This is a genomic window from Candidatus Dormiibacterota bacterium (assembly GCA_035536395.1).
GTDB lineage: Bacteria > Patescibacteriota > Saccharimonadia > UBA4664 > DATLOE01 > DATLOE01.
Genome location: DATLOE010000003.1, coordinates 42,031 through 55,024, shown reverse-complemented (window position 1 = coordinate 55,024; position 12,994 = coordinate 42,031). Strand labels below are relative to the sequence as shown.

The following is a 12,994-nucleotide window of genomic DNA, read 5'->3' as shown; positions in this document are numbered from 1 at the left end:
CGGGAGTAGGTCAGGCGGCAAAGACTTCGTCTAAGAGCTTTTTCATCCCTTGGGCTTCATTGCCATACGCTAGGCAGAATGCCTCTTTTGCGGCAATCATGCTTCGTATGGAAGGCACCCCCGTGGGGTAACGCTCAACTCCCTCTGCTCTCTCAAGTGAGCTGCTAAAGGCCGATTTAATTACCTCTATCGCTCTATCCCTGTCTTCCAGCGGCTCGTACAGCTTTACGTCATCGAGCCAAAGAGAGGCCCATCGTGCTGAGCTCACGGCAACTTCCATATCGATATTATCGATACAGTCACTTATTATCCTGGCAGCATTTTGAACCCATTGTTCTTTTTCTGCCAAAACGGCAGCTTCTTCAGCAATACAGTCGCTCATACTGCACCTCCTCTAGGTAATAGCACATCATCTCGCTTATACGCGTTACACAAGCCGGGCAGAGATGGCGCAGGCCCACAAACTCAGTTTCAAACCTATAGCCGTCTGACCCTCTAAAGTACATCAGATATGGCGAGGTTTCTTCCTCGGTCGTGTGGCCGCGGCGGCCGTCGCACCAGCATTCGAGAGCACTGAACGATAGTTGGTTCGTATCTGCCATTTCGGCTCCTTTTCAAGTTGCTTTCTCACCCAACGACCTCATATTAGAATTTGAGTCAAATAGTATCTAGTCGAAAAAATTTGAGTCAAAAATAATTAACTGGTATGCTCTAGCACGAAGGACTATTAATTAATTATGCACCGTCTGCAAAAACACATCTTCCATAAACTAATCACCAACTCCCAGCTGCGTTATTCCCAACTTAAGCCGGCTGAGGTGGAGGGTAATCTCTTTATGTACCACCTGCGCCAGCTGACAAAAGAGGGTTTGGTGGAAAAGACAGACGATGGTCTATATGAGCTGACACCAGAGGGCAAGGTGCGGGCCGACCAGTTCAGTCTGCAGCTTTTTAAACCGCGTTTGCAGCCTAGAATCGTAACTTTGATCGTCTGCCAAAACGAGGAAGGGCAGTGGCTGATGTTCCGCCGCCGCCGCCAGCCTCTGTACGGCCAGGTGGGCTTTCCGTACGGTAAGCTGCACATAGGTGAGAGTGTTAAAGAGGCAGCTGAGCGCGAACTTAAGGAAAAGACAGGTTTGAGTGTTGCGCTCACACACCGCGGTGATGGCTACATTTCTATCTGCGAGGAAGGGGAGCCGGTCAGCCAGATTCTGTTCCACCTCTTTTACGGGCAGAGCCCGTCTGGCAAACTTAAAGCTAGGGTTAAAGCCGGCGAGAGCTTTTGGGCTGATATTGCGGATATTAAAGACGACAAACTGATTGTAAGCGTGCCCGATCTAATATACCTGCTCGCCCAAAACCCCAGCCAGCGCTTCTTCGCAGAATTGAATTACGCCTAGCTTAGTCAAAAGGTTTTGACTAGAACCTCTCACCCGCAGGCTGTATGATGTCGCTACCTACTTTCGATTGGAGAGAAGATGAACCTTACAGCTGTCAGAACCGCCCAGGGCACAGGCCTGCTCCCGTCTGATGAGTTCGAGGCTGAAGTAGAGGAACTCAATTACAAGCGAGGGCAGGCTCAGGCATATCTAAATGAAACCCACCAAAGAGCCCAGGAACTGAAAGAGATAAAAGAAATCTTGGCGGCATTGCCAAGATGCTGGAATACCGCAGATCCAGGCAAGTATGGTGCTCACTATACCTTTATGGACTCAGATGGCTACCCTCTGCTGGTGGAATTGCTTCTGCCGGAGGAGGTAGAGGTGGCCGAAAACAGACGGCTAGTCCAGACGCTGGCAGAAGTTAAGCACGAGGAGTGCCCTAGCTGCGGAGCGTCTCAGCCGCTTATTAGGTCGTACGAGCAAACCTTCGATAGTGTCGATGGTGATACTTGGGAAAAGAAGTATTTTGTCATCTGCTGCGGTAAGGTACAGATAATAGGGCGTGAGGTAAAAGACCATCGCTTTTAGCTACATGCGGGGTAACGTTTGTTACCCCGCTTTTCTATTGAATAAACCGGTTATATAAGATAGACTATTCAAGGTGTCAGCCGACGCCCATTTTTAATTTATGAAGCATGGCCAGAGAATATAGCTTAGAAAAAACCAGGAATATAGGCATCATCGCCCACATCGACGCCGGTAAAACGACAGTTACCGAGCGGGTTTTGTTTTACACCGGTCGCACCCACAAAATCGGTGAGGTGCATGAGGGTGAAGCCACCATGGACTGGATGGAGCAAGAGCAGGAGCGCGGCATTACTATTACCTCGGCTGCTACCACTTGCTTCTGGCAAGATCACCGCATTAACATCATCGATACCCCGGGCCACGTAGATTTTACCGTAGAGGTAGAGCGCAGCTTGCGGGTGCTAGATGGCGGAGTAACGGTTTTTGATGGGGTTGCTGGTGTTGAACCGCAATCAGAAACCGTTTGGCGCCAGGCCGACAAATATGAAGTGCCGCGCATTTGCTTTGTAAACAAGCTCGATCGTACCGGTGCCGATTTTTTTGCCGACCTTAAAAGCATTTGGGATCGCCTAAGCAAAAAGGCTGTAGCCATACAGCTGCCGATTGGCACAGAGGGTGGATTCAAAGGAATTATAGACCTAGTAAATATGAAGGCGATTATCTTTAAAGACGACCTCGGTAAGGTTTTTGACGAAGCTGAGATTCCAGAAGACATGAAGGAAAAAGCCGCTGAGTACCGCCACACTTTGGTAGAGCGGGTAGCCGAGACCGATGAGGCCTTGCTAGATAAATACATAGAAGCTGGTGACCTAAGTCCTGAAGATATCGTGGCCGGTCTGCGCAAGGCGGTACTTGCTAACGAAATCTACCCCGTATTATGTGGTTCGGCCCTAAAGAACAAAGGCGTGCAGCAGCTGCTTGATGCCGTAAATGCATACCTGCCCAGCCCGCTGGATGTGCCAGAAATTACTGGTATCGAGCCTAAAAGCGGCGATGAGATTACCCGTAAGGCATCAGACGAAGAGCCGTTTGCTGCCCTGGCCTTTAAGATCGCCGCCGACCCGTTCGTGGGTAAGCTGGCTTTTTTCCGTGTGTACTCGGGTGTATTAAAATCCGGCTCATATATCCTAAACTCCAGCACGGGCGAAAAGGAGCGGCTGGGGCGAATACTTAGAATGCACGCAAACCACCGCGAGGAAGTCAGCGAGGTCTATTCGGGCGAAATCGCCGCCGCCGTGGGGCTTAAGGCTACCACTACTGGTAATACCTTGTGCGATCCGGCTCACCCGATTGTACTGGAATCTATCACCTTCCCAGAGCCGGTTATTTCCATCGCCATCGAGCCGAAGACCAAGGCCGACCAAGAGAAGATGAGTATTGCTCTGCAGCGCCTGGCCGAGGAAGATCCGACATTTAGAATGACGACTAATCACGAAACCAACCAGACTTTGATTTCTGGTATGGGCGAGCTGCACCTGGATATTATTGTAGATCGTATGAAGCGTGAGTTTAAGGTAGAGGCCAATATTGGCCGCCCGCAGGTGGCTTACCGCGAAACCATTCGCAAGCCGGCCAAGATCGAAGGCAAGTACATTCGCCAATCCGGCGGCCGCGGCCAGTACGGCCATGTCTGGCTGGAGCTGACCCCGCAGGAGCCGGGCGCAGGCTTTGAATTCAAGAACGCTATTACCGGCGGTAATATTCCGCGCGAATACATTGCCCCAGTTGAGCAGGGTGTAAAAGAAGCTTTGCAGAATGGTGTTCTGGCCGGCTACCCGGTGGTAGATGTGCACGTTAAGCTCTACGATGGCTCGTACCACGATGTAGACTCTAGCGAAATGGCCTTTAAGATTGCCGGTTCCATGGCACTGCAGGCCGGCGTAAAGCAGGCCAGCCCGGTACTGCTCGAGCCAGTCATGAAGGTAGAGGTGGTAACACCCGAGGAGTTTATGGGTGATGTTATCGGTGATCTTAACTCCAAGCGCGGGCGGATAGAGAAAATGGATGACCGTGGCCAGGCCAAGGTGGTAGACGCGTTCGTGCCGCTGGCAGAGATGTTCGGCTACACCACCACTCTGCGTTCAATGACCCAAGGCCGGGCCTCGAACTCGATGGAATTTGATCATTACGAGGAAGTGCCGCCGAATGTGGCTGAAGAAATTATAGGTAAGCGCACAGCCAAGGCTTAAAAGGCGAAAGCCCCCGACTTCTAAGTCAGGGGCTTTTTTATTTAGGCGAGCACCTCATTTGCAGTACGGATGATGCCGCGCATCCTCCAGGGGCGAACCATACCAACTATACCAAGCGCTATGGCATCTGCGCCGACATCCTTCAGCAGTAATACGTCTTCTGCTCGCTGAATGCCATTGCCGGCTACGATTGGCTTACTTATGCCGTACTCCCGGGCTTTCTTAACCAGTGCGGCCGTGAGCGGCAGGCAGGCCGGGCCGCTTAAGCCTCCGCTCTGCTCAAAGCCCTGCTCTCTTAGTGGTGAAGCTTCTGTACCGAAGATCCTTTGCCAATCGATCTCGGGGTAGCCCCATGGTACGGTGTTGGCAATCCAGAGCGCGTCACAAGCCGGGTGTGAGGCCGTCTGGGCAACTACCTGCTCTGGCGTCACCGGGCTGAAGTTGGCAATCAGGGGAATGCTCAGTCCAGAGGCGAGTTCTAGCATTTCGCGGATTTCATCTAGCAGTGCGTCGGCCCTAAAGCTCATATTTGGGCAACCGAAGTTCAGCTGAAGCGCCACCGGTGCCTGGAAATCACTCAGTGCGTACAGGTAATGTTCGAACACTGTTACGAACTGGTTCAGCTCATTCATTCGCGCTTCCGGGGTTTCCTCAGCCGCCATAAAGGAGAGCACGAAAGGCTCCGTGAGGTTATTCCACCCAGCTCGGGAAAACAGCCAGGCCGCACCCGGATTACTCAGGCCGGCTGCATTCAGCACGTGCCCGCTGAATGGCTTAACTACAACCGACCTCGGCCGCTTCTCTTTCGGTGTCATCCCGTCACCCTTTAGCGGCAGGTTGCCGATACAGGCTCTCATGGTCATGGTTTTGGCTACGAATGTGGTGCCTTTCCAGGTCATACCTAGCAGCCGGGCTGCCTTGTGGAACGGGTAGCCCTCGCCGCCGAAGCCGCGAGCACCCGGAGCACAGAAGACATTGCCGAACTCCATATCTCTGAGCTTCATGCGGCTCGCTTTCGCTTGTAGAGGGTCAACTTGGTTTATTCCAAATCGAACCCATTATACCCTATAAGGCCAGGTTTCGGTTTTATCTGTTATAATCGAGCCAACCGAGCACAAAGCTGGGTTGCATATACACATTTTCGAGCGAGGTGAGGAGCATGGAAGAGCACCCTACTCTACACTTTTTCCTAGGTTTTTGCTGTGCACTGGCACAGAGAGGCGTTACAGAAATACCGGCTGGAGGTAATATTCACCACCAGTATCTTATGCCGATGCTAGAACAGGTAAAGCAGTGGAAGAAAGAGGGCCGGCCCGAAGCTGAGGCGATGTGGTACGGGAAGCTCAATTTGGGCACCTGTTACTACCCGGAGCTAGATGAAAACCTGCGTGCTCACCACGCGATTCTTAAGTATCTGCCAAGTATAGAGGCGTATGCTATCCGATTTACTGCCGATTTAGCGCCGATAATCATTAATCAGCGGTTTACTGAGGAGGAGCAGGAAATGTACGCCCAGCTGGCAGATAGGTACATTAAGATGGTTGTCGTCTCCAGGCAGCGTACAGAAAGGTTTGCCACATAGCGGCTCGCGCAATTAGCGGGCCGCTTTTCCTTTTTACCCCCTTTACAAAAGGAGAACTTCTCCCTATAATTTAATGGTTCGATTACCGGACATTATTTTTTGTTAACTAAATCTTCATTTCAGATAGCTGATCGTCCTCACGGGGTTAACAATCTGAAATGAAACAGCCCATAAGGAGAAGAAATGGCAGAAACATTTACACGTACCAAGCCCCACATCAATGTCGGCACCATTGGCCACGTTGACCACGGCAAAACTACCCTGACAGCCGCTATTACACACGTACTTAGCAAATCAGGTCAGGCTACGGCCCGCAAATACGAAGATATTGATAACGCTCCAGAAGAGAAAGAGCGCGGTATTACTATTGCTACTTCTCATCAGGAGTACGAAACAGACAAAAGGCACTACGCCCACGTAGACTGCCCAGGCCACGCCGACTACGTTAAGAACATGATTACCGGAGCCGCCCAGATGGATGCCGCTATTCTTGTGGTTTCAGCTGCCGATGGCCCAATGCCCCAGACCCGCGAGCACATTCTGCTTGCCCGTCAGGTTGGTGTGCCTTACATCATTGTTTACATGAACAAGATGGATATGGCCGACCCAGAGCTGGCTGAGCTGGTAGAGCTCGAAATCCGTGATTTACTGAAGAAGTATGACTTTCCGGGCGATGACACCCCGATTGTTAAGGGTTCTGCTCTTAAAGCGCTAGAAGGCGACGCCGATGCTGAAAAAAGCATTACCGACCTTATGGACGCCCTGGATTCCTACGTACCAGAGCCAAAGCGCGATGTAGAAAAGCCGTTCTTAATGCCGGTAGAAGACGTGTTCTCTATTAAAGGCCGCGGTACAGTTGCTACCGGCCGTATTGAGCGCGGTAAGCTGGCTGTAAACGACGAAGTCGAAATTGTCGGCATTAATGCTACCAAGAAGACCGTGATTACCGGGGTAGAAATGTTCAAGAAGCTTCTGCCAGACGCACAGGCCGGCGATAACGTTGGCGCCCTGTTGCGCGGTATTGAGCGCGATGACATTGAGCGCGGCCAGGTTCTGGCTAAGCCCGGTACTATTACCCCTCACACTGAGTTCGACGCAGAAGTATACGTACTGAAGAAAGAGGAAGGCGGACGTCACACCCCATTCTTCAAGGGTTACAAGCCTCAGTTCTACATTCGTACCACCGATGTTACCGGCGAGGTTACCCTGCCGGAGGGCACAGAAATGGTCATGCCGGGCGATAACATCAGCGTTAAAGTTAAGCTGATTGCCCCAATTGCCATGGAAGACGGTCTGCGCTTTGCTATTCGCGAAGGCGGACGCACAGTAGGTGCCGGTGTCGTAAGTAAGATCTTAAAGTAACGGATAATAACGGAACTATAGCACCTTGGCAGAAGCAAAAAAGAAAGAAAATACTGAAGCACCCAAACAGAGAATACGCATTCGCTTAAAGGCGTATGACAATAAGGTGATAGATCAGTCTGCCAAGCAGATTCTAGATACGGCGATTCGTACCGGCGCCAAAGTGGCCGGGCCGATTCCGCTGCCGACAGATAGAAACGTGACTACCGTTATTAAAAGCCCGCACATTTTTAAGAAAGCGCGGGAACAGTTTGAGATGCGCACACATAAGCGCTTAATAGACATTACAGAGCCTACGCCAAAGACCGTAGACAACCTGATGAATTTGAACCTCCCCGCTGGGGTGGACATAGAAATTAAGATGTAATGTATGCGTCGGGCCTTTAGGAAATTTTACAGGCTCCTTTACTCTCGTGCTAATATCATTATTTTTCTCGCCCTTTTGGTGATGTCGGTTGGACTCTTTGTGGCATTAGGCTATCAGGAAAAGCACTTTCGGTGGAGTGACATGACCCTTAACCTCTCTGCCGGCGCCTTTAGCTCCCTGCTCACCGTATTTTTCATCGAGGTACTGAAGGATAGGAAGGATAAGCTTAGCCTTCGCGAGGGCATGGAATCCGCCCTTGAGGATATGAAAAGACTTCGTAATACGCTTATCATCTGGGTGTCATCACCTTTAGGCTTTGATATAACCCAATACAAAATTGATACCGACCGTCAGGAAGAATCCACTAAAGCTGCACAAGAGGCTATACTCAGTAATTTAATTGCAATTGACCTGGGTCAAGCTATGACTAAGCTACCACCCGACAAGTGGGACAGCCTAATAAAAAATATTGAAGAATTAAGAAAATCAGCCAATGAGAATCTACAGTATTATTCTTCTGTGATGCCAAAAACCGTTTATGCAAAAATGCTCAAAGTAAGACGTGCATTAACCGAACTAGAGAAAAATGTGAATCTTTTTCCTTTCTTACTGAATTCTCCTGAAAAAGACTGGTCGCAAGATAATGTTGAAAATTGGCGTTCACTTCGCGGATATGTAGTCGAGAGAGCTGCTCGCGATATGCTCTTCTATCTTCAGTCAGTTCAAGAGTTGCACAAAGAAGTAATTATTTGGGATCAGAAAGAAAGCTAGTAACTTCTAAAAGATGAAAAAGCATGTTTTCAAAACGGGCTTTAAGGTTGCAGTCATCATTGCCGTGTTAGCAATTGGCTTGGTCTTGGATCCCACGGCGATTGAGCACCCTCTTATCAAGAGTGTGCGAGAGAAGATAGGCTATAACCCAAGAATAGGACTTGGCTCTTTCCCGATTGACCCTAAGTTTGTTCTTGATCGCCGCATTGAGCAGTGGGGCGCAGATTTAGGTATTAATCGAGACGATTTACTAAGAACAAAGGCTAGGATTGCCCCTCTTCCAATGGGTTGCCCACCAGGCTCTACAGGCTGCTTTGCAGCTTCATATCATGCCTATGGCGCTATTAAAGACGGCACTATTTACTTGGCGCCGGAGATTTTACAGAGAGATTTATTAGAGCAAAGGGCAACTTTAGCCCATGAATATCTACATTACGTGTGGTTTATTAGTTCAGAATCTGAAAGAAACCGCCTGACCCCATATTTAAATATTGTGTATGGTCAGCACAAAGCGGCGTTTGATCAACGCACTGCATCATACCATCATAGGGGTGTGCTGCCGGGATCTACTGATTTTACTGACGAATTGCATTCTTTCATCGGTACTGAATTGCATGACAGTCTTTTGCCTCCGGAACTGCTTGGTTGGTATACTAAGTGGCTGCCAAACCGCCAAGCCTTGCCCAACTACCTCAAGTAGCAAGCATAAGTATTGTGCGACACGTGAGTTTTTGCTAACCTAGTATTCATTCCTTGAGAATTGATGTGAGTGGGGAGGCCTCTCTCCTTTACGGTGTGGTGTTCGGTTGAGGACTGGCCGGATAAACACCTTAAGACACCGGCTAGAAAGGCTTGCAATGGCTAAGGATGCTCCAGGGATGCGGGGTCACCGCTCCCGAAACTCCAGAGGCCCGCTTCGTGAGAAGCGTGGGGATACCCACGTACGCACGATCGAGGAGCAATATGGGGTGGACTTTAATGTTCGCTCTGATATGTATCTCGACACGCTGCTCGAGCGGCGCGGCAAAGACTCGCTTAATGATCTTCTTAACGACTAGTTAAGGATCAAAAAACGAGAGGGAAGCAACTACACTCCCCACTCGCATTAGTTCTGAATATTATACTTATGCTTATTGTAGCAAGCATAAGCGCTATGACAATAGATTTATCCACAGTGGGGGCAAAATGAAAAAGCATATTCTAAGATTCAGGGCGGGGGATAAGGATGAGTTCGAAGATATTCGGGTGGGGCGGAAGACGGTAGAAACCCGCGCTGGCACAGTTAAGTTTAAGAAAATCGAAGTTGGCGATACGTTAGTAATCAAATGCGGTAGCGACACGATCGAAAAGACCGTGAAAGACATTAGGCACTATAAATCTGTAGAAGACATCTATAAATCAGGTGATTTTGGCAAGGTTATGCCAGGTATAGAATCCCTAGAGGAAGCCGAAAAGGTTTATTATGGCTTTCAGGGCTATAGAGAAAAAATTGCCGAACATGGCATCTTGGCGTTTTATTTGTAAACATAGCTACTCATCTATTGAATAATTGCAGTAATTGTTGTATAAGTTAGCGTACTGCTACGGAGATGGCGTCTAGGCTCTGCCTATCCCCTCCAAGCACCTATCAAACGGCGCCCAATACGACAAGAGGCCGGATAGTCCGGCAGCTTAAAAAATTGGATGCCCAGACAAAGGAGTGCAAATGGACGGAGAGTCCAGTAGCGGTTCCTCGGGCTCAGAGAGCTCGGATTCCTCTGGTTCTTCCTCATCTCCCTCCTCCCCTCCGGGTTCTGCCTCTGACGAGCAGAAGTCCGACGAGGCCATGGAGCGGATATACCCTGGCTGGGAGGACAAGTAGAAAAAAGACCTGGCCATGTCTCCAAACTGGCCATTTTTCTTTATAATAGATGGTCTATGAAGTTTACAATCCAACTGGCAAAGGATTTTGACCCGCTTAAGGCAGGGGCATTTGGATATTCAATGCCTGAGTGGTCAGGATTAAGCTACTATAATGTGATAGTGAGTCGGCATCCTGATCTCGCCAATATTTATCAGACCTATCCAAAAGGAAGCGCGCTCAAACCGCTAGAAGATTACTTTGATAACTTTTATAAGCAAAACAGAGGCTTATTTGCAAAGGCAAAAGATCGGTTGCAAAAACAACTGACTCAAGACGGAGGGGGAGTAATAAAAATTTGTGAAGCAACTGTACCAGTAAAAATTTCTGGTATTTGTATTATTGGCCTGTCGGCAATTCCTCCGCATATTGCTTTCTCGGATAAAAAACGCATTGATCTTTATTATGACTGGCCGAACTTTATAGATCCGCTACTGCATGAGCTGATGCATTTATATATTATCGAATATATTAGGCAATCCAAAGTTGACATTGGTAAGGGCCAAAATAGATTATTTATGGAATTAATGACCGACTTACTGCTTAAAGATTTAAGCGCGGAAAAATCTAGGGCTTCATATAGCCTAAGGACAGACAAGCAGCTACTGAGTAAGTGGCGCGCGACCCCTGACTTTAAGGATAAGGTAAAGCTTATTGCCGAGTACTCTCGGCTTAAGAGCTAACTTTTTCTAAAATATTCACCAGATGTGCTAAAATATAAGCATAAGCATTAATAAACCTAACAGGAGGAATTTATGGCTAAATGCGTAGAATGTAGCGAAGAAGTAGCTCTAAACTGCCAAGATGAAGACTGCCAGGAACAAGACAATCATGGCCACTGTACGAACGGCCACAAGGTAGATCTGCCGGGCGTCGAAGGGGAATAGCAGATGGCGGGCGGACGCAAGGTAAACCGGGGCAATTCTGGCCGTCAGGCAGCCGTGCGCGGCTACAGCGATGGCGGCGGGTACCGCCTGCCTTTCTGGGCTAAGGAGTGGATCGTACGCAACGCTCACTGGGTAGCCATATTGCTCACCATTCTCTATCTGCCGGTAGTAGCGCTGGCCGTGGTGCTGGGTATAAACAAGCTGCCGCTGGCATTTCTGGGTATACCAAGTTCAGCCAGTGATATAAGCGGCGGGGCGGTAGCATTAATCATCCAGTTTATATTGATCGCACTGGCCATTAAGCCGCTAGAGCGCAGAGAGATGAAGGGCTGGAATCTGCTGGCCGCGGCTGCCATAACCCATACAATATACGATATCGTTTTTGGCCATTACGTAACGGCTGTAGTAATAACCGGCATTAGCTTCTATATACTGCTCCAAATTCGCTCTTATTACAAAGCATAAGCGTATTGCTTTTTGGGTGCCGTAGTGCTTTAATTAAAGCAAATTAACCTTAAGTAAAGGAAAACTTATGGCCCAGCAATCACAAGGTATCATGCAAAAGATGGAGTATTATTTTGTAACAAAGGCTCCCTTCCAGATCCCCAAAGGCGCTAAAGACTGGATAGTAAAGTACGCTCCATGGATAAACATCGTAATATTAGTGCTTCTGGCACCGGCCATCTTAGTGGCGCTGGGCTTAGGCGCGGCCGTACTGCCATTTTCTGGCCTCGGGGGAGCTACAGCAGCCGCCGGTTTGGGCGCGGCTTTAATTGCCCTCATTGTGCAGGTAGTGTTGATGATAGCAGCTCTGCCGGGCCTGTTTGCCCGCAAGATGAGCGGCTGGAACCTAGTGTTCTACAGTGACATCGTTAACCTCGTTTACAGCATTATGAACGGTCAGATTGTAAGCGGTCTGGTGAGCGCGGTTATAGGGTTGTACATTCTGTTCCAAATCCGCTCCTACTACAAGCAATAACTTTGTATTTCGCGAGCTGCGGCGTTGGCGCTTCCAGTGCGCATTCACAGTAGGTTTGGCTACTGCTCACTGGCGCGCTTCAGCGCCGCCTTGCATCTCATCAAAATATAAACTTATTTAGATATCGATTCTGCCTTGTACTCCACTCCAGCAAAGGCGTTATTTTGTTTTAAAGAGAGAAATAAAAAAGGCCCCCGAAGGGGCTCTTTTATCAGGCTATATTTCTTCTGTATCCTCTCTGCTCCGGCTAGTGGATGCCTGGCCGCCTTTCTTGCCGGCCTCCCTGGCCCGCTCGGGGTCATTTTTAAAGTTCCCTCCGCTTTCTTGGCCGCCTTTCTGACCGATCTCAGAGTAGAACTCTGAATCATGTTTTTTACTCGTAGCCTCGCCGCCTAGCTTGCCGGCCTCGGCCCGACTCATTTTGCCTCGTTCTTTTGCCATGCATACCCCCTTTATTACTGTCTCCATCCTACAGGCAATAGGTGCCGTTAGGCATTAGGAGCATTAACAAGAGCTTCTGAGGCGGGCAAGGGGAATGTTGTGGGAACGCCAAGATAAGCGCATTGGAGATGACAGCATAAGCATTTTGTGGTTAGATAGGGGTATGAAACCTGTAAAACAAGAACTCGATAGCATCTACTTTTTAAAAATCCTGCTGTACTTCATTATCGGAAGCGTTTGGTTTGCTTTTAACGAGGCCCGCCTGCTGCCCTTCGGCCTGATTCTGGGCTTACTTGCAGTTCGTCATGAAAAGCTGCAGATTGATCGCAAAATAGAGTACGCCATACTTGTAATTGCTTCATTGCTAGGCCTCTTCGGTATCGGCATTACTGTCACTTGGCGATTCTAATTTTACCCCTTTACACTCCCTGAGCATAAGCGGTATAATTACTACACATCACGCTTATGCTTTCTCGGGGTCTTAAACACCCTGTTCTTGGCATAAGCAAGGTGGAGTAAATAAAAACTAAAGAGGAGTTATCATCC

At 49.0% G+C, this 12,994-nt stretch carries 18 protein-coding genes and 1 pseudogene; 15 read left to right on the top strand and 4 right to left on the bottom strand.

The genetic code is table 11. The features are described from left to right. Window positions 1–10 precede the first annotated feature (10 nt). The gene (locus VNA68_00690) at window positions 11–382 is read right to left on the bottom strand and encodes a hypothetical protein (protein HVE80648.1); all 372 of its coding nucleotides are present in this window, start codon (window positions 380–382) and stop codon (window positions 11–13) included. After that, window positions 363–602 carry a hypothetical protein gene (locus VNA68_00685; GenBank protein ID HVE80647.1) on the bottom strand — a complete coding sequence of 80 codons (240 nt, stop codon included), beginning with the start codon at window positions 600–602 and terminating at the stop codon, window positions 363–365. Before VNA68_00685 ends, VNA68_00690 begins: the two co-directional genes overlap by 20 nt. A 135-nt stretch (window positions 603–737) precedes the next feature. Between VNA68_00685 and VNA68_00680 the strand changes: the two genes are divergently transcribed. The 3 genes from VNA68_00680 (at window position 738) to fusA (ending at window position 4,159) form a co-directional block, all read left to right on the top strand. Continuing rightward, window positions 738–1,400, top strand: a complete 663-nt coding sequence (locus tag VNA68_00680; GenBank protein ID HVE80646.1) for an NUDIX domain-containing protein — start codon at window positions 738–740, stop codon at window positions 1,398–1,400. Between the two features lie 78 nt (window positions 1,401–1,478). Then, window positions 1,479–1,970 carry a hypothetical protein gene (locus VNA68_00675; protein HVE80645.1) on the top strand — a complete coding sequence of 164 codons (492 nt, stop codon included), beginning with the start codon at window positions 1,479–1,481 and terminating at the stop codon, window positions 1,968–1,970. A gap of 107 nt (window positions 1,971–2,077) precedes the next feature. Further along, on the top strand, window positions 2,078–4,159 hold the full coding sequence (gene fusA / locus VNA68_00670; protein HVE80644.1) for an elongation factor G: 2,082 nt from the start codon (window positions 2,078–2,080) through the stop codon (window positions 4,157–4,159). A gap of 41 nt (window positions 4,160–4,200) precedes the next feature. Here fusA and VNA68_00665 read toward each other — a convergent pair whose 3' ends face one another. After that, complete coding sequence (locus VNA68_00665; protein HVE80643.1) at window positions 4,201–5,163, bottom strand: hypothetical protein; 963 nt, start codon at window positions 5,161–5,163, stop codon at window positions 4,201–4,203. Between the two features lie 155 nt (window positions 5,164–5,318). Here VNA68_00665 and VNA68_00660 point away from each other — a divergent pair, with 155 nt between their 5' ends. The 11 genes from VNA68_00660 to VNA68_00610 all read left to right on the top strand — a co-directional run bounded on the left by VNA68_00660 (window position 5,319) and on the right by VNA68_00610 (window position 12,007). Continuing rightward, window positions 5,319–5,741, top strand: a complete 423-nt coding sequence (locus VNA68_00660; protein ID HVE80642.1) for a hypothetical protein — start codon at window positions 5,319–5,321, stop codon at window positions 5,739–5,741. A gap of 183 nt (window positions 5,742–5,924) precedes the next feature. Beyond that, complete coding sequence (gene tuf / locus VNA68_00655; protein ID HVE80641.1) at window positions 5,925–7,103, top strand: elongation factor Tu; 1,179 nt, start codon at window positions 5,925–5,927, stop codon at window positions 7,101–7,103. 25 nt (window positions 7,104–7,128) lie between these two features. Next, the gene (gene rpsJ / locus VNA68_00650; GenBank protein HVE80640.1) at window positions 7,129–7,470 is read left to right on the top strand and encodes a 30S ribosomal protein S10; all 342 of its coding nucleotides are present in this window, start codon (window positions 7,129–7,131) and stop codon (window positions 7,468–7,470) included. Between the two features lie 3 nt (window positions 7,471–7,473). Then, entirely contained in the window at window positions 7,474–8,241 is a 768-nt protein-coding gene (locus VNA68_00645; protein HVE80639.1) for a hypothetical protein, read from the top strand. A 13-nt stretch (window positions 8,242–8,254) separates the two neighbouring features. Beyond that, the gene (locus tag VNA68_00640; GenBank protein ID HVE80638.1) at window positions 8,255–8,941 is read left to right on the top strand and encodes a hypothetical protein; all 687 of its coding nucleotides are present in this window, start codon (window positions 8,255–8,257) and stop codon (window positions 8,939–8,941) included. Window positions 8,942–9,426: 485 nt separating this feature from the next. Further along, window positions 9,427–9,765: an ASCH domain-containing protein gene (locus tag VNA68_00635; GenBank protein HVE80637.1), complete on the top strand. Its 339-nt coding sequence runs from the start codon at window positions 9,427–9,429 to the stop codon at window positions 9,763–9,765. A gap of 181 nt (window positions 9,766–9,946) precedes the next feature. After that, window positions 9,947–10,102 carry a hypothetical protein gene (locus VNA68_00630; protein HVE80636.1) on the top strand — a complete coding sequence of 52 codons (156 nt, stop codon included), beginning with the start codon at window positions 9,947–9,949 and terminating at the stop codon, window positions 10,100–10,102. 56 nt (window positions 10,103–10,158) lie between these two features. Next, entirely contained in the window at window positions 10,159–10,824 is a 666-nt protein-coding gene (locus tag VNA68_00625) for a hypothetical protein (protein ID HVE80635.1), read from the top strand. A gap of 72 nt (window positions 10,825–10,896) precedes the next feature. Further along, the gene (locus VNA68_00620; GenBank protein HVE80634.1) at window positions 10,897–11,028 is read left to right on the top strand and encodes a hypothetical protein; all 132 of its coding nucleotides are present in this window, start codon (window positions 10,897–10,899) and stop codon (window positions 11,026–11,028) included. 3 nt (window positions 11,029–11,031) lie between these two features. Continuing rightward, window positions 11,032–11,493 carry a hypothetical protein gene (locus VNA68_00615; GenBank protein ID HVE80633.1) on the top strand — a complete coding sequence of 154 codons (462 nt, stop codon included), beginning with the start codon at window positions 11,032–11,034 and terminating at the stop codon, window positions 11,491–11,493. 67 nt (window positions 11,494–11,560) lie between these two features. Further along, window positions 11,561–12,007 (top strand): chromate transporter, encoded by a 447-nt coding sequence (locus VNA68_00610; GenBank protein ID HVE80632.1) that lies wholly within the window; start codon window positions 11,561–11,563, stop codon window positions 12,005–12,007. A gap of 252 nt (window positions 12,008–12,259) precedes the next feature. Here VNA68_00610 and VNA68_00605 read toward each other — a convergent pair. Continuing rightward, a pseudogene (locus tag VNA68_00605) lies at window positions 12,260–12,448 on the bottom strand (general stress protein). A 94-nt stretch (window positions 12,449–12,542) separates the two neighbouring features. On the opposite strand from VNA68_00605, the gene VNA68_00600 reads away from it, so the two are divergent. Next, on the top strand, window positions 12,543–12,857 hold the full coding sequence (locus VNA68_00600) for a hypothetical protein (protein HVE80631.1): 315 nt from the start codon (window positions 12,543–12,545) through the stop codon (window positions 12,855–12,857). The last annotated feature ends 137 nt before the right edge of the window (window positions 12,858–12,994 follow it).